This window comes from Variovorax paradoxus (genome assembly GCF_009498455.1).
GTDB classification, from domain to species: Bacteria; Pseudomonadota; Gammaproteobacteria; order Burkholderiales; family Burkholderiaceae_C; genus Variovorax; species Variovorax paradoxus_H.
Genome location: NZ_CP045644.1, coordinates 6,751,328 through 6,768,083, shown reverse-complemented (window position 1 = coordinate 6,768,083; position 16,756 = coordinate 6,751,328). Strand labels below are relative to the sequence as shown.

The following is a 16,756-nucleotide window of genomic DNA, read 5'->3' as shown; positions in this document are numbered from 1 at the left end:
GACGAAGGGCCGGGCGTCCGGCGCGGGCAAAGGAAGTCCCGCCCGGCTGCCACGCAAGGCGCAGCCGGTCAGGGGTGTCGATCAGAAAGGGGAGGGGGCGGTAGCGCCCGTCGGCTTACGGCGCCGTCTTCTTGCGCACGTTCCAGTACAGAACCGCCGGCGACGGCAGCAGGCCGGTGATCGTGCCGCGGCGCACGGCCGTGGGCGCCTTGGCTTCGCCGAGCGGCGCGAGCACGCCGTGCTCGAGCACGACCTGCTGGATCTGCGTGGCGATTTCCTTGCGCTGCGCGAGGTCGGCGGTGGCGATGAACTTCGACTTCAGCGCCTCGAGCTCGGGCACCACGGGCCAGCCGAAGTAGCCCTGGTCACCGTTGCCGGTCAGCGGGCTGTAGCTGATGGGGCTGCTTGCGTCCACGCCGCCCCAGAAGGTGATGAAGGCGTTCCAGCCGCCGTTCTCGGGCAGGTCCTTCTTGGTGCGCCGGGTCACGAGCGTGGCCCAGTCGGTGGTCTGCACGTCGACGTTGAAGCCCACCTGCTTGAGCAGCTGGCCGTACACCGCGGGCAGCTTGTTCAGCGCGGGCGCATCGCCCGGCAGCATGAGCACCACGGGCTTGCCGTCGTAGCCCGATTCCTTGAGCAGCTTGCGTGCTTCTTCGAACTGCGGCTTGCCGGTGTAGAAGCCGGTCTTGTCGCTCGCGTAGAGCGAGCCGCACAGGTAGATCGACGCGCAGGGCTTGTAGAAATCGCGGAAGGTGACCTGCGCGCGCAGCATCGCTTCCTGGTTGATGGCCAGCATCGCGGCCTTCAGCGCCTTCGGGTTGTTGAAGGGCGGCACCTTGTGGTTGTAGAGCACCGTGAAGGGGCCCGCCGGCATCACGTCGACCAGCTCGATCTTGTCGTTGGTGCGCATGCCGGTGTAGCCCGACGACGGCACGGTCTCGAGCATGTCGACCTCGCCGTTGAGCAGCGCATTGGTCTGCGTCTGCGGGTCGCGCAGCATCACCCATTCGACGCGGTCGACGTGCACCACCTTGCCGCCGGCCAGGCCCGAGGCGGGCTCCTTGCGCGGCACGTAGGCGGTGTTCTTGCGGTAGATGACGCGGTCGCCGGGGCGGAAGTCTTCCTTGGCGAGCGTGAAGGGGCCGGAGCCGACCATCTCGTCGATCTGCTTGTCGGCGGGCGTGTCGGCCACGCGCTTGGGCATGATGAAAGGCACCAGCGGGTTGGGCTTGCCGAGCGCATCGAGCACCACGCCGAAGGGCTGCTTGAACGTCATGCGAAAGCCGTTGGGGCCGTCGGCGGCAATGCTGTCCATCGCCTCGTACATCTTCTGGCCCAGCGTGTCGCGCTTGGCCCAGCGCGCCAGCGAGGCGATCACGTCCTGCGAGGTGACCGGTGCGCCGTCGTGGAACTTCAGGCCCGGGCGCAGCGTGAAGCTCCAGACCTTGTTGTCAGCGCTCGCGCTGTACTTGTCGACCATCTGCGGCTTGATGACGCCCTTCTCATCCATCGCGAAGAGGGTGTCGTAGATCATCAGGCCGTGGTTGCGCGTGATGTTGGCGGTGGTCCAGATCGGGTCGACGATCTTCAAATCCGACGAGGGCACGGTGCGAAGCACGGTCTGGGCGGGGGCGGTGGCGGCGAAGCACAAAGCGAGCGCCGACAGGGAAGCCGCCGCGACGCGGCGCGGTGAAAAATGGATTGCCATGGAGCCTTACTTCTTTCGGGAGGGAGCGGAAGACGCGGGAGAGGAAGACGGGGCCGGTTCCTTGCTTTCGCGCAGCTGCACCAGCAGGAATTCGAAGATGTCGCGCGAGCCTTCTTCGGCGTCGATGAGCTTGTGCATGATGCGGCGCAGGTTCTCGATGTCGGCGACGCTCAGGCAGTCGAGAAAGCGCGCTTCCATCTCGTGCCCGATGGGCTCGGCGCGCAGCACCATGTCGACGCCGGTCTTGCTGAGGCACAGGCGGATCTGCCGCGCGTCCTCGGTGCCGATCTGGCGCTCGACCAGCTTGCGCTGCACCAGCGAACTCACCAGCTTGGAGACCAGCGTCTTCTCGATGCCGCAGGTCTGCACCAGCTGGCCCATGGTGATGCCGGGCTCGGCGCCGATCATGCGCAGCAGCCGCACGTCACGGATCGACAGGCCGAGTTCGATCTCGTAGATGCGCGAGCCGCGGTCGCGCGTGCGCTGCGACGCCAGGTCGATCAGCACGTTGAGGTAGTCGTTCTTCAGGCGAAGCGGGGCGTGCATGGCGGGTTGGTAGAAGTCTTCAATAGTTGAAATGTTCAACTATGTGGACGAACTACGCAAGCTCCGGGCCAGCTGTCGAGGGAAATCCCCTAGGTTCGCACCGCCACAGGGTCAGAGGGAGAAAGAGAAAGAAAAACCGGGCCCGTGAGGCCCGGTGTGTTCACCGATCCGGTGCTGCGCATGCACCAGGATGCGAGGGCGGGCGCCATGCAGGTGCCGCCGTGGCGCGAGGTGTCAGACCGCGTCCTTGCGCACGATCACCTGCCCGTTGCGCGCGCCGCTGTGCACGCCGTGGCGCCAGGTGACGGCGCCGTTCACGATCACCGCATCGATGCCTTCGGCGGGCTCGGTCGGCGTTTCGTAATTCGCGGTGTCGCGCACCGTGGCGGCATTGAAGACCACCACGTCGGCGTGATGGCCGACCTTGAGCGCGCCGCGTTCGTGCAGTCCGAAGTTGCGCGCCGTGAGCCCGGTCATCTTCCACACGGCCGTCTCCAGCGGGAACAGCCCGACGTCGCGGCTGTAGTGGCCCAGCACGCGCGGGAAGGTGCCCCACAGGCGCGGATGCGGCTTGTCGCCCAGCGGGATGCCATCGGAGCCGATCATGGTCTCGTCGAAGGCGAGCACGCGCTGCACGTCGTCCTCGTCCATCATGAAATAGATGGCGCTGCCGGGCGACAGGCGCAAGGCTGCCTCTTCGCCCGACACGCCCCATTCGGCCGCGATGTCCTTCAGGTCGCGGCCCGCGCACTCGGGGTGCGGCACGCTGGAGGCAATGAGCACGCGGCCGTCCATCATCCCGCGGTCGGTGCGGATCATGGTGGAGCCCGCGGTGTACGGGTAGCAGTCGAGGCCGATGCACTGGTGCTTCATCGCCTCCTGGATGAAGGGCAGCGTGACCTTGGTCTTGCCGAAGTTCTGCGTGTTCTGCACCTTGTGATGCGACACCACCACCGGAATGTCGAGTGCGCGGCCGATGTGGAAGGTTTCTTCCAGCGAGTCCATCACGCGGTCGCTCTCGTCACGCATGTGCGTCACGTACAGCGCCTTGCGCGACGTGAGCGGGCGGCCGACCTCGATGATCTCTTCGGTCGTGGCCTTCACCGCCGGCGGGTAGAAGGTGCCGGTCGACAGGCCGATGGCGCCGGCCTGCATCGCTTCTTCGACCAGCGCCTGCATGGCGGCGATCTCCTGCGCGGTGGCGGGCCGGTCGAGGTCGGACATGGTCACGGCGCGCAAGGTCGAGTGGCCGACCATCGCCGCCACGTTGACCGACGAGGGCGTGGCGCGCAGTGCGTCCAGGTAGGCCGCGAAGGTCGTGAAGCGGTCTTCGGCCGGCGTTTCGAGCAGGCTCAACGGCATGGGCAGGTCCATGTCGGCACGCAGCGGCGCGGCGCTGATGCCGCAGTTGCCCGCCACCACCGTGGTCACGCCCTGCGACACCTTGAACGGCATCTGCGCCTGCGACAGCACGGCCTGGTCGTCGTGCGTGTGCGAATCGATGAAGCCCGGCGCGACGATGCGGCCGGTGGCGTCGAGCGTCTGGTCGGCCGTGTGGCCTGCGAGATTGCCGATGGCGGCGATGCGGCCATTGACGATGCCCACGTCGGCGTCGAAGCGCGGGGCCTTGGTGCCGTCGATGACGGTGCCGCCTTGGATCAGCAGGTCGTAGTGGGTGGTGGGTTTCATGTCGGTCCTTTCATGTGTTCATTTCAAGAGCGCGTGGTTCAGGGCGTGTGCACAGGACACCGGGTACTTCCCTCCGCGAATGTCCCCCGCTTCGCTCCTCCTTGATTTCGCTGCGGGAAGCACCCAGTGCCCTGCGCACGGGACGCGCAGCTGGTGCGCGCTGATCAACCAGTGCTCTGAACACGCTCACGTCGATGGGGTGCCTTGCGCAGCGAAATCAAGGAGGAGCCCGAAGGGCGGGGGGACATTCGCGGAGCAAGGTTCCCCGTCGGCGGGAGCGTCGCCCTGAACCAGCGGCGCCCCAACCTTCATCTCAGCGAAAGTGGCAAGCCACCCAGTGCCCGCCCTTGGAAGACGAAGGCCGTTCCGTCAGCTCAGGCGTCTTCTCCTTGCACACGGCCTGCGCCATCGGGCAGCGCGTGTGGAAGCGGCAGCCCGAAGGCGGATTGGCGGGGCTCGGCGGATCACCTTGCAGCAGCAGGCGGCGTGCGGGCGTGCGCGGGTTGGGCACGGGCACGGCCGACAGCAGGATCTCGGTGTACGGATGGCGCGGCGCCGAGAACAGCGTGTCTCGGTCGGCGATCTCCACGATGTGCCCGAGGTACATCACGGCCACGCGGTGGCTGATGTGGCGCACCACGGCAAGGTCGTGCGCCACGAACAGGTAGGCGATGCCGAACTCGGCCTGCAGGTCCATCAGCAGGTTGACCACCTGCGCCTGCACCGACACGTCGAGCGCCGACACGGGCTCGTCGCAGACGATGAGCTTGGGGTTGAGCGCCAGCGCGCGCGCAATGCCCAGGCGCTGGCGCTGGCCGCCCGAGAACTCGTGCGGAAACTTCTTTGCCGCCTCGGGCCGCAGGCCGACGCGCGAGAACAGCCACTGCACGCGCTCGCGCCGCTCGGCCAGCGACACGTCGCCGAAGTTGCGCAGCGGCTCGGCCACGATGTCGCCGGCCGTGAGGCGCGGGTTCAGCGAGGCGTACGGGTCCTGGAAGATGATCTGCAGGTCGCGCCGGCGCTGGCGCATCGCGTTCGCGGACAGGGTCAGCAGCTCTTCGCCATTGAGCTGCACCGAGCCGGAGGTGGGCTCGACCAGCCGCATCACCGACTTGGCCGTGGTGGTCTTGCCGCAACCCGACTCGCCGACCAGCGACAGCGTCTCGCCGTGCCCCACGTTGAACGACACGCCGTCGACCGCCTGGATCGCCGGCTTGGTCGGGCGCAGCCAGCGGCGCGGCGAGATGTAGTGCTTGCGCAGCTCGCGCACCTGCAGGAGCGGTGCGTTGGTGGATGTTGTCGTTGTCGTCGTCATGCGCTCACCTCGGCAGCCTCGTCGGCCCATTGCTCCTGCACCGCGAAGCAGGCCACCACGTGCCCGTCGCCCTGCGTGGAAAGCGGCGGTGTTTCGCGGCGGCAGCGTTCGCGTGCCTGCGAACAGCGCGCGGCAAAGGCGCAGCCGTGCCCCAGCTCGTGCGCGGCGGGCACCATGCCCGGAATCTCGTGCAGCCGCGCGCTCGATGTGCTCATGGCGGGCATCGAGGCCATCAGCGCACGCGTGTAGGGGTGCAGCGGGCGGTCGAAGAGGTCGATCACGTCGGCTTCTTCCACCTTCTTGCCGGCGTACATGACAACGACGCGGTCGCAGCTCTCGGCCACCACGCCGAGGTCGTGCGTGATCATCACCACGCCCATGCCCAGCTCTTTCTGCAGCCGCTTGATGAGGTCGAGGATCTGCGCCTGGATGGTCACGTCGAGCGCGGTGGTCGGCTCGTCGGCGATCAGCACCTCGGGGTTGCAGGCCAGGGCCAGCGCGATCATCACGCGCTGGCGCATGCCGCCCGAGAGCTGGTGCGGGTACTCGTTCACGCGCCGCTCGGGTTCGGGAATCTGCACCAGCCGCAGCATCTCGACCGCGCGCTGCAGTGCCTCGGCGCGGCTGGCCTTCTGGTGCAGCTGCACCGTCTCGGCGATCTGCCGGCCCACGGTGAGCACCGGGTTCAGCGACGTCATCGGCTCCTGGAAGATCATCGAAATGCGGTTGCCGCGGATCTGCCGCATCTCGCGTTCGCTGAGCTGCATCAGGTCGGTGCCGCGCAGGCGCACGGAACCCATGTGGCGGCCGGGCGGCGTGGGCACCAGCCGCAGGATCGACAGCGCGGTCACGCTCTTGCCGCAACCCGATTCGCCGACCACGCCGAGCGTGCGGCCCGCGCGCACGGTGTACGACACGCCGTCGACCGAGCGCACGGTGCCCGCGAGCGTGTTGAAGTAGGTGCGCAGGTTGTCGACCTCGAGCAGCGGCTCGCCGGGGGCGAGGGTGGCCTGGGACATGTGGATCGTCATGGGGCGTTCCTCTTCATCACAGCTGCCGCGCCAGGCGCGGATCGAGCGCATCGCGCAGGCCGTCGCCGAGCAGGTTGATCGCCAGCACCGTGGCCGCCAGCAGCAGGCCCGGGTACAGGATGATGTGGAACGCCACGGTCACGAAGTTGCGACCCTCGGCCATCATGTTGCCCCAGCTCGGCGTCTGCGAAGGCACGCCCACGCCGAGGAAGGACAGCGCGGCCTCGGTGAGCACGGCGGCGGCGGCCACGAAGGTGGCCTGCACGATCAGCGGCGCCACGATGTTCGGCAGCACATGCCGCACGAGGATCACCGGCAGCCGCGTGCCGACCGCGTGCGCGGCCTCCACGAACAGCTGCTCGCGCAAGGTGAGCGCGAGCGAGCGCACCAGCCGCACCACGCGCGGAATCTCGGGCACGGTGATGGCGATGATCACCGTGGTGAGGCTGGCACGCGTCACGGCCATCAGCGCAATCGCCAGCAGGATGCCGGGGATGGCCATGAGCCCGTCCATCACCCGCATGATCGGGCCGTCGGCCCAGCGCACGAAGCCCGACACCAGGCCCAGCACGATGCCGAAGAAAGTGGCGAGCACCGCGACCGAGGCGCCGACGATCATCGAGACGCGACCGCCCCACACGGCGCGGCTGAAGACATCGCGGCCCAGTGCATCGGTGCCGAACCAGTGCTCGGCCGAGGCCGTCTGCATGCGCGCCAGCGGGTCGATGTCCTGCGGGTCGTGGGTGGCGATCCAGGGCGCGGCGATGGACAGTGCGGCCACCACGATGAGCAGCAGCGCGCCGACGATCAGCGTCGGGTGCTTGCGCACCCAGCGCCAGCGCGGCGGTACGAAAGGAAGGTCTTCGGCGGAGTCTGCGACGGCGGTGGTGGGCACCGGCGCATCGACCTCGCGCAAGGGCAGGGCAGTGGACATGGCGTCGTGGGGCTCGTTCTTTGTTCTAGTACTGGATGCGCGGGTCGAACAGGCGGTAGCTCAGGTCGATCAGCAGGTTGATCAGCACGTACACCCCCGCCGACAGCAGCAGCACGCTCTGGATCACCGGATAGTCGTGGCGCTGCACCGAATCGATCACGAGCCGGCCCACGCCCGGAATGGCGAACACCGTTTCGGTGACCACCACGCCGCCGATGAGCAGCGCGATGCCCGCGCCGATCGTCGTGGCGATGGGAATGGCCGCGTTGCGCAGCGCATGGCCCAGCACCGGCAGCACGCCCAGGCCCTTGGCGCGCGCGGTGCGGATGTAGTCCTCGTGCAGCACCTCGAGCACGGTGGCGCGCGTCATGCGCGTCACCAGCGCGATGTACACCAGCGCCAGGTTCACGCAGGGCAGCACCAGCGCGCGCAGCCAGGCGCCGGGGCCTTCGGAGAAGTTCACGTAGCCCTGCACCGGAAACCACGGCAGCTGCACCGCGAAGGTGTAGACCAGCAGGTAGCCGATGAGGAACACCGGCACCGAGAACGCCAGCACCGCGAACAGCATCACCAGCCGGTCGATCCAGGTGCCCGCGAAGTAGGCCGCGAGCGTGCCCAGCGGCACGGCCGTCACCAGCGTGATGAGCATGGTCAGTGCCGCGATCGACACCGTCGGCTCCAGCCGCTGGCCGAGCAGCTGCGTCACGGGCACCTGCGTGAAGATCGAGGTGCCCAGGTCGCCCGTGAAGATCTTGCCGATCCACAGCCCGAACTGCTGCCACAGCGGCAGGTTCAGGCCGAGCGCGGCGCGCAGCTTGTCGATGTCTTCGGTGGTGGCGAGGTCGCCCGCGATGAGCGCGGCCGGGTCGCCCGGCGACAGGTGGATCAGAAGGAACACCACCACGGCCACCACCGCCATCACCGGCAGCGTGGAAAGAAAGCGTCGAACGATGTAGCCCATGGCGTGCGCGGCGGCTTACTTGTCGAGCACCCAGACGGTGGGCATGCCGGCCCACATCTTGTCCAGCCCCTTGAGGCTGGCGCGCGCCGCGAACGCGGCCGAGTACTGGCCGGCGTTGATGTACGGCACGGCCTCGTAGGCGCGGGTCTGGAAGGCGTCGAGCAGTTCCTTGCGCTTGGCCGGCACGGTTTCCTTCAGCCAGGCGGTGCGCAGTTCGTCGAGCTTCTTGTCGCAGGGCCAGCCGGGCAGCGTGTTGCCGCAGGCTGCGCCCAGGTAGGCATTGCTGATGGGCGAGTTGACGTCGAATTCGCCGGCCACCGTGACGTAGATGTTCCAGCCGCCGGCGTCGGGCGCATCGCGCTTGGCGCGGCGCGCACCGATCGAGGCCCAGTCCATGGTCTGTGCATCGACGTTCAGGCCGATGCTCTTCATGGTCTGTGCGGCCATCAGTGCCTCGGCGTTGAGGTAGGGCACGTCGCTGGGCACCATCAGCACCACCTTCTCGCCCTTGTAGCCGGCGTCGGCGAGCATCTTCTTCGCCTTGGCCACGTCGGCCTTGCGGAAAGGCTCCGCACCGGCCGAGGTGTCGTTGGGGCTGCCGCAGATGAAGTAGGTGGCGCAGTAGGCCATGCGCATGTCCAGCGGGAAGCCCATGGCCGCGACGAAGCGTTCCTGGTTCACGGCCTGCAGCAGCGCCTGGCGCACCTTGGGGTTGTCGAAAGGCGCGTGCAGCTGGTTCATGACCAGGAAGCCCTGGTAGGCGCCGCCCGAGCCGATCTTGATGTTGCTGTCGGTGCGCAGCGGCGCGATGTAGTCGGGCGCCAGCTGCTCGATGTAGTCGACCTCGCCGCGCTTGAGCGCCGACACGGCGCTGTTGGCGTCGGGCAGGTAGAGCCATTCGACACGGTCGAGCGTGGTCTTCTTGCTGCCGGCCAGGCCGCTCGGCGGCTCGCTGCGCGCCACGTAGTTCGGGTTGCGCACGAACACCGTCTTGTTGCCCGGCACCCATTCGTCGCGCTTGAAGATGAAGGGCCCTGAGCCGACGACCTCGGTCAGCGGCGAGGCGGCTGGCAACTTGGCGATGCGCTCGGGCAGGATCACCGGCGGAAAGCCCGAGGGCTTGGCCAGCGCGTCGAGCACCATGCCGAAGGGCTCGTTGAGCGTGAGCGTGAGGGTGCGCGCGTCGGTTGCCTTCCACTCGGCGCCGACACCCGTCATGGCGCGGCCCAGGCTGTCGCGCGCGGCCCAGCGCTGCAGCGACGCCACGGCGTCGGCCGAGGTCACGGCGGCGCCGTCGGAGAACTTCAGGCCCGGGCGCAGCGTGAAGCTCCACTGCTTGCCGTCCTTCGAGGTCGTGTACTTCTCGACCATCTGCGGCTGCGGCTTGCCGGTGGCATCTTGTGCGAACAGCGTGTCGTACACCATGTGGCCGAAGTTGCGCGAGATGTAGGCCGTGGTGAAGGTCGGGTCGAGGATCTTCAGGTCGGCATGCGCCACCACCTTCAGTGTCTTGGGCGGCGTTGTCTGGGCGAGCGCGGGAAGGCTGGCGGCCGAAAGGGCCAGGGCAGCGAGGGCGGCAAGCGTTCGTCGTTTCATCGTCGGTTCTCCGGTGGGGTAGCGAAAGAAGAGGGAGTTCAGGCAGCGACGCCGATGGGCCACTTGGGCAGGCGTGCTTTGCGGTACGGCAGCGTCGTGAGATCGAGCGTCACCGCGCCCGGTGCGCCGGCGTAGATCACGTGCTTTGCGACCTGGGAGTACGACGCATAGAAGTGCTGCGACGACTTGACCACGACGATCTTCTTGGCGGCCAGGTCGCAACCCAGCTGCGTGAACATGTCGGTGCCCATGGCCTGGTTGCGCCGCGTGATCAGCACGATCTCGATGCCGTTGACCTCGACCAGCGCGCAGTCGCCCATGGCCGTGGGCGTGTTCGACAGGCCCGTCATCACCAGGTCTTCTTGCAGCGCCTTCACGGTGCATTCGAGGTCGAGCGGATCGCCCGACAGCGGGCTGATCTTGCCGCCGATGCGCATCTGCAGCTTCGCGCCCACGCCGGCGTCGAAGGCGATGCGCACGGCGATCGGGTCCCACATCGGGCCGAGGGCCGCGTTGGTGATGCCGCGCTCGAGCATGCGGCGCAGGATGAAGGTGGAGTCGCTCGCCGCACCGCCGCCGGGGTTGTCGGCGCCGTCGGCCAGCACCACGGGGCCGCCGTCGAAGGCCAGGGCCTGGTCGAGCGAGTCGTCGATGCTGGGGTAGTTGACCGTGAGGCCGTCGCGCATGGCGATGACTTCGTCGGCCAACTGGCGCGCCAGGGCATCGGCCTTGGCCTGGTCGCCGTCGGTGTACACCAGCACCTTGGTGCCCATCTCGGGCACGTCGCCCCACGAGAAGCCGTGCGTGAGCGAGACCGAGAGCACGCCGTCTTTTCCTTCGAGCGCCTGCATGCGCTCGACAAAACTGCGCGCCGGTTCGCGCGAGGTATGGACGGTGACGATGATGTCGCAGTCGACCATCGCGACCACCGGCTTGACCTTGCCTTCGACCGCCGCGGCGCAGATGTCGACCAGCTCCAGTCCGCGTTCGAGCACGTCGGTGTGCGGGTACTCCTTGAACGAGACCATCACGTTGGCGTTGTCCACCATGGCGGGCGTGAGGTGGTTGTGCGGGTCGAGCTCGGCGCCGACGATGACGTCGGGGCCGACGATCTCCCGCACGCGCACCAGCATGTCGCCTTCGCAGTCGTCATAACCGTCGGCCACCATCGCGCCGTGCAGGCCGAGCAGCACCATGTCCACCGGCAGCGCCGCGCGCAGGTCGTTCAGCATTTCGTCGCGCAGCGTTTCGTAGGCGTGGCGCGTGGTGATGCCGCTGGGCTGCGCGCCCGCCACCATGCCTTCGAGCAGCGTCCAGCCCGTTTCCTTGCCGCGGATGCGCGCGGCCCACAGCGGACCCGAATAGATCGTCAGCGCATCGGGATGCTGGCCGGCGGGAAAGTAGCCGCGGTCCTTGAAGGACGCGAGGCCGGTCGGCATCGGGCCGAAGGTGTTGGTTTCGGTCGCAAGGGAGGCACTGAAGACACGCATGGTGATTTCTCGTGGAGAGGGTTCGTTGTGGGGGAAGGAACGGATCAGCCGGCCGTGTGCAGCCGCTGCGGGCCGAGCATCTCGGCCGTGAGCCCGAAGCCCGCGATGCGCTCGGGCAGCGGCAGGCCGCGTGCCAGCGCGGCGCAGGCCTCGCCCATGGCGGCCGAGGTCTGGATGCCGTAGCCGCCTTGCGCCGCAACCCAGAAGAAGCCGGGCGCGTCGGGCGCAAAGCCGCCGACCAGGTCGCCGTCGGCCACGAAGGAACGCAGGCCGGCCCAGGTGCGCGTGGGGCGGCGGATGGCGAGCGTGGTCGCCTCTTCGATGCGGTGCATGGCGATGGCGATGTCCATCTCTTCGGGCTGCACGTCCTGCGGCTCGACCGGATCGGCGTTGGCCGGCGAGCCGAGCAACATGCCCGCGTCGGGCTTGATGTACCAGCCCTCGTCGGCGGCGAACACCATGGGCCAGTGCGCGACGCTCTGGCCCTCGGGCGGCGCGAAGATGAAGGCCGAGCGGCGGCGCGGCTCGATGCCCAGCGGGCGCACGCCGGCCAGCTGCGCGATCGTGTCGACCCATGCGCCGGCCGCGTTGAGCACCACGGGCGCCTCGTACACCGTGCCGCCGGCCGTCACGCGCCAGCGGTCGCCCACGCGCTCCATGGCGGTGACGTCGGCGTCGCACACCAGCTTGCCGCCGGCCTGGCGCATGCCGCGCAGGTAGCCCTGGTGGATGGCGTGCACGTCCATGTCGGAGGCATCGGGCTCGTACACCGCGCCGGCCACCTGCTCGGGGCGCAGCGCCGGCACCATCTCGCGCGCCTGTTCGCCGTCGAGGCGCTGGGCGCCGACGTTCATCGCGCGCAGCAGCTCCCAGTGCGCTTCGAGCTCGTGCAGATGCTCGGTGCCCGCGACCATCATCGCGCCGCGCGGCGTGAGCAGCGGGTGCTCGGCGAAGCCTTCGGGCGGGTGTTCGAGGAAGGCACGGCTGGCCATGGTGAGGGCGCGCACCTGCGGCGTGCCGTAGCTTTCCATGAAGAGTGCGGCCGAACGGCCGGTGGAGTGGTAGCCCGGCTGGGCCTCGCGTTCGAGCAGGATCACGCCGGCATGCGGGGCGAGCCAATGGGCCACGGAGGCCCCGGCGATGCCGCCGCCGATCACGAGGTAGTCGGCCACGACAGGGGTGGTTGTGTTGGTTGTCATCGCCGAAAAGTGTAGGTAGAAATTTGCGGATACGCAAATTGATTTGCGTCGACCAAGGGGAAACCATGGGTGCACCAGCGCGGTGAAATTTGCGTACACGCAATTTGCGCATACGCAAAACGCGTGCCGGGCCCATCGCGCCGTGCGTGGCCGGCCGGGCGCGGGGCTGGCAGAATCACCCGGCAACCTAGAGAAAGCCAAGCGTGACTCCACACACAGGGAACCGGGCCGGGGCGAAGCCGAAGGAAGAGCCGCCCACGCTGGACCGCACCACTTTCGGCCATCGCCTGCGCACCGCGCGCAAGCGTTTCGGCTGGACGCTGGCGCAACTGGCCGAGCGCTCCGGCGTGTCGATCACCACCATCTCGCGCGCCGAGCGCGGCCAGCTCGCGCTCGGCTACGAGAACTTCACCGCACTGGGCCGCGCGCTCGAGATGGACATGAACGCCATGTTCGCGGGCGCCGGCGTCAAGCCCGAACAGTTCGACGGCCCGGTCGTCACGCGCGCGGGCAAGGGCGTGGTCTACAAGGGCCTGGCCATCGCCTACGAGTTCCTGGGCACCACCGCCGCCGGCAAGCAGATGAGCCCCATCGTCGGCACCGTGCACGCGCGCCGCATCAACGGCCCCGAAGACTTCGTGCGGCACACGGGCGAAGAGTTCGCGTACGTGCTGTCGGGCGAGATCGACGTGCACTTCGACAACGGCGAGGTCGTGCGCCTGGCGCGCGGCGATTCGCTGTACTTCGACAGCCGCCTCGGGCATGCGTACGTGAGCGTGAGCCGCCAGCTTGCGAAGATCGTGGGCATGACGTCGGGGGAGAGCGGGCACATGAAGTCGGCGAGGGAGGCGCCGGCGTTGAAGTCGGCGCGCAAGACCGTGGGGGCGAAGAAGGCGGGACGGGGCGGGAAGCGGTGAGCTCGTCGCCGGCCGGCAAGATCAGGGTCTATGTCTACGGCGCCGAAGCGACCTACAGCGGCGTCTGTGATTTCGCGTGGGATGCACCGGCCGTGGGTGGCAGACACAAGCTCATGCTCTTCCTGGCGCAAAGTGAAGATGTCCCTCGCGAAGAGGATGCGGCGTCGGAACTTGCGAAATTCGGATTCGTCGACCTTCGCCTCTGGGCAGGGCGCCCGGTGGATGTCGAGGCGCTGAACGATCCTCAGATGCACGCGTTCCGGAAACACTACGAAGGCGCATTCGAGGAGGGGTGCTCGGTCGTGTGGTATCCGTAGCCATGAGCACCTGACCAGAATCGACCGTCCGACCGACATGAAGAAGCAATGACGATGCCCGAGCACAAGATTTTCTCGATGCCGTTCGCCAAGGTCTACCCGATGTACGTCCAGAAGGCGGAGCGCAAGCATCGCACGAAGGCAGAGGTCGATGCAGTCATCTGCTGGCTCACCGGCTACGACGCGGCGGGGCTGCAGCAGCAGATCGAGCAGCAGAACGATTTCAGGACCTTCTTCGCCCAGGCCCCCGCGCTGCATCCCAACAGCGCCCTGATCAAGGGCGTGGTGTGCGGCGTGCGCGTCGAAGAAGTCGAAGACCCGCTGATGCAGAAGATCCGCTACATGGACAAGCTGGTCGATGAACTGGCCAAGGGCAAGGCGATCGAGAAGATCCTGCGGGCGTAGGGCGCGTCTAAGCCGTCGCCACGATGACGTGCGCCTGGATCTTCCCGACCACCGGCCCCATGCCATGTCGGCTGGTAATCGCCTCAGCTGCACGGTCGGTTGCGAGCTGTAGCAGGCTCGCATCGCGCGCCTCGATCTCGTTGCGCAGCGGCGTTCCCTGGCAGTAGGCCATGGCCACCTCGCTGGCAGAGGGCGAGCGACTTTGCTTCTCGATCGTCTTGATCTCGATGTCGGTGAACCCCGCGCGGCCCAGGTCTTCGCGGATCAGTGCGACGTCGTGGTAGCCGTGCGGCGTGCGCGCGAGGAACCGCGGTGGGTCGTCCGGAAACACGGTGGCGACGGCCTGGGTGACGTCGTTGGAAAATTCGTTCTCTTCGATGCGGTCCCAGACGCTGAACACGAAGCGACCACCGGGCTTGAGCACGCGACGCGCCTCGCTGTAGCCGGCGACCCGGTCAGGGAAGAACATCGCACCGAACTGGCAGAGCACTACATCGAAGGAGGCGTTCTCGAACGGCAGGGCGAGCGCGTCGGCCTGCTTCCATTCGATGCGGCTGTCGGCCGATTGGCGCGTGAAGGCGTAGTCGAGCATGGCGGGGTTGAGGTCGGTCACCACGTAGCGCGCGTCGGCGCCGAGCAGGGGTGCGAGCATCCGCGTGACCGCGCCGCTGCCGGCCGCTGTTTCCAGCACCGCGCCGGGCGAGAACCCCGCGACCAGTGCTGCGACGTCGACGGCGTAGCCCTCGAAGATCAGGGGGACCATCAGCGTGTCGTAGAACTTGGGGATCGAGCCCGCGAACACCTTGTCGCTTTCGGCAGCCATGGGAACTCCTTGAAAGCTCTGAGCAGTGCATGGCTTGACCATTCATCGCAGAGCGAGCCTGCTCCCTTGCTCCAACGAGTCCGTGCCTGTCTGGGCATGCGTGACGGGGACGCTGGGCCATGGTGGCCCTGCCAGGCATCGTCGTCAACGCCGTTCCGCGGGCGTCCTCCCCTGTAGTGGGTACCGGAGATGTTGCCGGGCGTTTCCGGCTTGCCGAGGGGCTGGCCTTGACGCCCTAACGGCCGCGGTCCCCATCGCGCACCGATTCGATCGTGCCGTTGTAGAGGCGCACGATGCCGAAGAAGGTGCCCGGCCCGCGGTCGTAGGTCCACTCTTCCATCGGCACGCACTGGTTGGCCAGTACGGCTTCAGGGCCGCCCGGCCGAAACGGCGTGAGCACCCAGCCAAGCTGCACCATCGGCACACAAACCGCCTGCCGATAGACCGGTTCGCCGCAGGTCTGGAGCAAGGTCGCGGGTGATGCGCCTTTGCCGACAAGGTAGCCGTTGCAGGCGAGGGACTGGGCGGAGGCGCAGCCGGAGGCCAGCCAGGCGGCTGCGGCGATCGACAGCCCGGTGGCGATACGTGCGAAACGTTCCTTGTGCGTCATGCGTTCATCGCTCGCGAATCAGCTGGGCATACCGCCAGACACCCCAGACCGCGCCGACGGTGAGGCCGATCGCCACGCTCCAGCCTGTCGGTACGTCGAAGGCGAACGCCAGCAGCAGCATCAGGCTGGCGCTCACGCCTGCGATGAAAACCAGCGTGACGAAATCGAAGCGTGCGACCGCGAGGCTGTCTTCCGCCACGCTGCGCTTCCGGTGACCGCGCTTGTCGCGCACACTGCGCAACAACAGGACATCGAGAACGAAATCGAAGATGCCGACGACAAGATCGGCCAGGATGCTCCACATCGGGACGCTCCATTTGCAGTGACACCCTGGATTTTGCGCGGTCCTCTCAAGCGTCCGGCCCGGGTGGAGCGGCGGAGCCGGCGAAATGTTAGCGCGGTTTCCGTCTCGTCTTACCCAGGCGCGTGGCGGCTGGCAACCCGTCAAGCCGCCATGAACGCCGACGGCGTCTGCCCCAGCTTCTTTCTGAACATCGTGGAGAAAGCGCCCGGGCTGTCGTAGCCCAGTTGAAGCGCCACGGCGGTCACCGGATGGCCCATCGCCAACTGGGCCATGGCCGACAGCAGGCACGCCTGGGTTCGCCATTCAGCGAAGGTCATGCCGGTCTGCAGGCGAAAGAACCGGCTGAAGGTGCGTTCGCTCTGATGCAGTTGCCGTGCCCAGGCGAGTGGGGAGGTGCGCACGTCGGGCTGGTGCAGGAACGCAATGCACAAAGCCGCCAGGCGTGGCTCGCTGGGCAGCGGCGCAAAGAACGGCAATGCGGCGGCGCGGCCAACCTCCTGCAACACCAGCGACATCAACAGGCCATCGCGACCTCGCTCGTCGTACAGCGCGGGCACATCGATGGCCTCGATCAGCAGCTGCCGCAGCAACGGCGACACCGCGAGCACTTCGCACGATGAACCACCGCGCGGTGCAGCGATCGGCTCGATGTAGAGGCTGCGGGTGCTGACGCCGACCATCTTCACCCGGTGCGGCTTGCCGGCCGGAATCCAGACGCCGCTGTGCGGCGGGACGACCCAGGCGCCATCGTCCGTGCCCACCTCCATGAGGCCGGTGGCGCCGTAGAGAAACTGGGCGCGGCGATGGCTGTGCGTGTCGAGCACGGTGCCCGGTGCGTAGTCGGTGCCGATGGCCAGCACGGCACGCGGTGTGAGGTCGAGGCTGTCGAGGGATTGGTTGCGCACAGCGGA

The 16,756-nt window shown here is 67.7% G+C and carries 17 protein-coding genes; 3 read left to right on the top strand and 14 right to left on the bottom strand.

The features are described from left to right. Positions 1–115: 115 nt before the first annotated feature. The 10 genes from GFK26_RS31400 to GFK26_RS31355 form a co-directional block, all read right to left on the bottom strand. Positions 116–1,708, bottom strand: a complete 1,593-nt coding sequence (locus GFK26_RS31400) for an ABC transporter substrate-binding protein (RefSeq protein ID WP_153285407.1) — start codon at positions 1,706–1,708, stop codon at positions 116–118. A 6-nt stretch (positions 1,709–1,714) separates the two neighbouring features. Continuing rightward, positions 1,715–2,254 (bottom strand): MarR family winged helix-turn-helix transcriptional regulator, encoded by a 540-nt coding sequence (locus tag GFK26_RS31395; RefSeq protein ID WP_153285406.1) that lies wholly within the window; start codon positions 2,252–2,254, stop codon positions 1,715–1,717. A 234-nt stretch (positions 2,255–2,488) separates the two neighbouring features. Further along, complete coding sequence (locus GFK26_RS31390) at positions 2,489–3,943, bottom strand: N-acyl-D-amino-acid deacylase family protein (protein WP_153285405.1); 1,455 nt, start codon at positions 3,941–3,943, stop codon at positions 2,489–2,491. A 313-nt stretch (positions 3,944–4,256) separates the two neighbouring features. Further along, positions 4,257–5,258: an ABC transporter ATP-binding protein gene (locus GFK26_RS31385; protein ID WP_153285404.1), complete on the bottom strand. Its 1,002-nt coding sequence runs from the start codon at positions 5,256–5,258 to the stop codon at positions 4,257–4,259. Continuing rightward, positions 5,255–6,289, bottom strand: a complete 1,035-nt coding sequence (locus tag GFK26_RS31380) for an ABC transporter ATP-binding protein (protein WP_153285403.1) — start codon at positions 6,287–6,289, stop codon at positions 5,255–5,257. The genes GFK26_RS31385 and GFK26_RS31380 overlap by 4 nt, the downstream gene beginning before the upstream one ends. Positions 6,290–6,305: 16 nt before the next feature. Further along, the gene (locus tag GFK26_RS31375) at positions 6,306–7,223 is read right to left on the bottom strand and encodes an ABC transporter permease (RefSeq protein ID WP_194273988.1); all 918 of its coding nucleotides are present in this window, start codon (positions 7,221–7,223) and stop codon (positions 6,306–6,308) included. Between the two features lie 25 nt (positions 7,224–7,248). Beyond that, entirely contained in the window at positions 7,249–8,184 is a 936-nt protein-coding gene (locus GFK26_RS31370) for an ABC transporter permease (protein WP_153285402.1), read from the bottom strand. Positions 8,185–8,199: 15 nt separating this feature from the next. Further along, the gene (locus GFK26_RS31365) at positions 8,200–9,780 is read right to left on the bottom strand and encodes an ABC transporter substrate-binding protein (protein ID WP_153285401.1); all 1,581 of its coding nucleotides are present in this window, start codon (positions 9,778–9,780) and stop codon (positions 8,200–8,202) included. 38 nt (positions 9,781–9,818) lie between these two features. Further along, positions 9,819–11,270: a M81 family metallopeptidase gene (locus GFK26_RS31360; protein WP_153285400.1), complete on the bottom strand. Its 1,452-nt coding sequence runs from the start codon at positions 11,268–11,270 to the stop codon at positions 9,819–9,821. A 44-nt stretch (positions 11,271–11,314) separates the two neighbouring features. After that, positions 11,315–12,469 carry an NAD(P)/FAD-dependent oxidoreductase gene (locus GFK26_RS31355; RefSeq protein WP_153285399.1) on the bottom strand — a complete coding sequence of 385 codons (1,155 nt, stop codon included), beginning with the start codon at positions 12,467–12,469 and terminating at the stop codon, positions 11,315–11,317. Positions 12,470–12,672: 203 nt separating this feature from the next. On the opposite strand from GFK26_RS31355, the gene GFK26_RS31350 reads away from it, so the two are divergent. From GFK26_RS31350 to GFK26_RS31340, 3 genes are read left to right on the top strand one after another with little or no spacing between them, the layout of a single operon-like run. Further along, on the top strand, positions 12,673–13,386 hold the full coding sequence (locus GFK26_RS31350; protein WP_153285398.1) for a helix-turn-helix domain-containing protein: 714 nt from the start codon (positions 12,673–12,675) through the stop codon (positions 13,384–13,386). Beyond that, positions 13,383–13,703 carry a hypothetical protein gene (locus tag GFK26_RS31345; RefSeq protein ID WP_153285397.1) on the top strand — a complete coding sequence of 107 codons (321 nt, stop codon included), beginning with the start codon at positions 13,383–13,385 and terminating at the stop codon, positions 13,701–13,703. Before GFK26_RS31350 ends, GFK26_RS31345 begins: the two co-directional genes overlap by 4 nt. Before the next feature lie 54 nt (positions 13,704–13,757). Continuing rightward, positions 13,758–14,108 (top strand): DUF2200 domain-containing protein, encoded by a 351-nt coding sequence (locus GFK26_RS31340; RefSeq protein ID WP_153285396.1) that lies wholly within the window; start codon positions 13,758–13,760, stop codon positions 14,106–14,108. A 7-nt stretch (positions 14,109–14,115) separates the two neighbouring features. Here the strand turns inward: GFK26_RS31340 and GFK26_RS31335 are convergent, their stop codons facing one another. The 4 genes from GFK26_RS31335 to GFK26_RS31320 form a co-directional block, all read right to left on the bottom strand. Next, positions 14,116–14,931, bottom strand: coding sequence for a class I SAM-dependent methyltransferase (locus tag GFK26_RS31335; protein WP_153285395.1), 816 nt, complete (start codon positions 14,929–14,931; stop codon positions 14,116–14,118). 235 nt (positions 14,932–15,166) lie between these two features. Further along, positions 15,167–15,541: a DUF2845 domain-containing protein gene (locus GFK26_RS31330; protein ID WP_153285394.1), complete on the bottom strand. Its 375-nt coding sequence runs from the start codon at positions 15,539–15,541 to the stop codon at positions 15,167–15,169. Between the two features lie 4 nt (positions 15,542–15,545). Further along, entirely contained in the window at positions 15,546–15,845 is a 300-nt protein-coding gene (locus tag GFK26_RS31325) for a hypothetical protein (protein WP_153285393.1), read from the bottom strand. Between the two features lie 140 nt (positions 15,846–15,985). Then, positions 15,986–16,750 carry an AraC family transcriptional regulator gene (locus GFK26_RS31320; protein ID WP_153285392.1) on the bottom strand — a complete coding sequence of 255 codons (765 nt, stop codon included), beginning with the start codon at positions 16,748–16,750 and terminating at the stop codon, positions 15,986–15,988. Positions 16,751–16,756 lie beyond the last annotated feature (6 nt).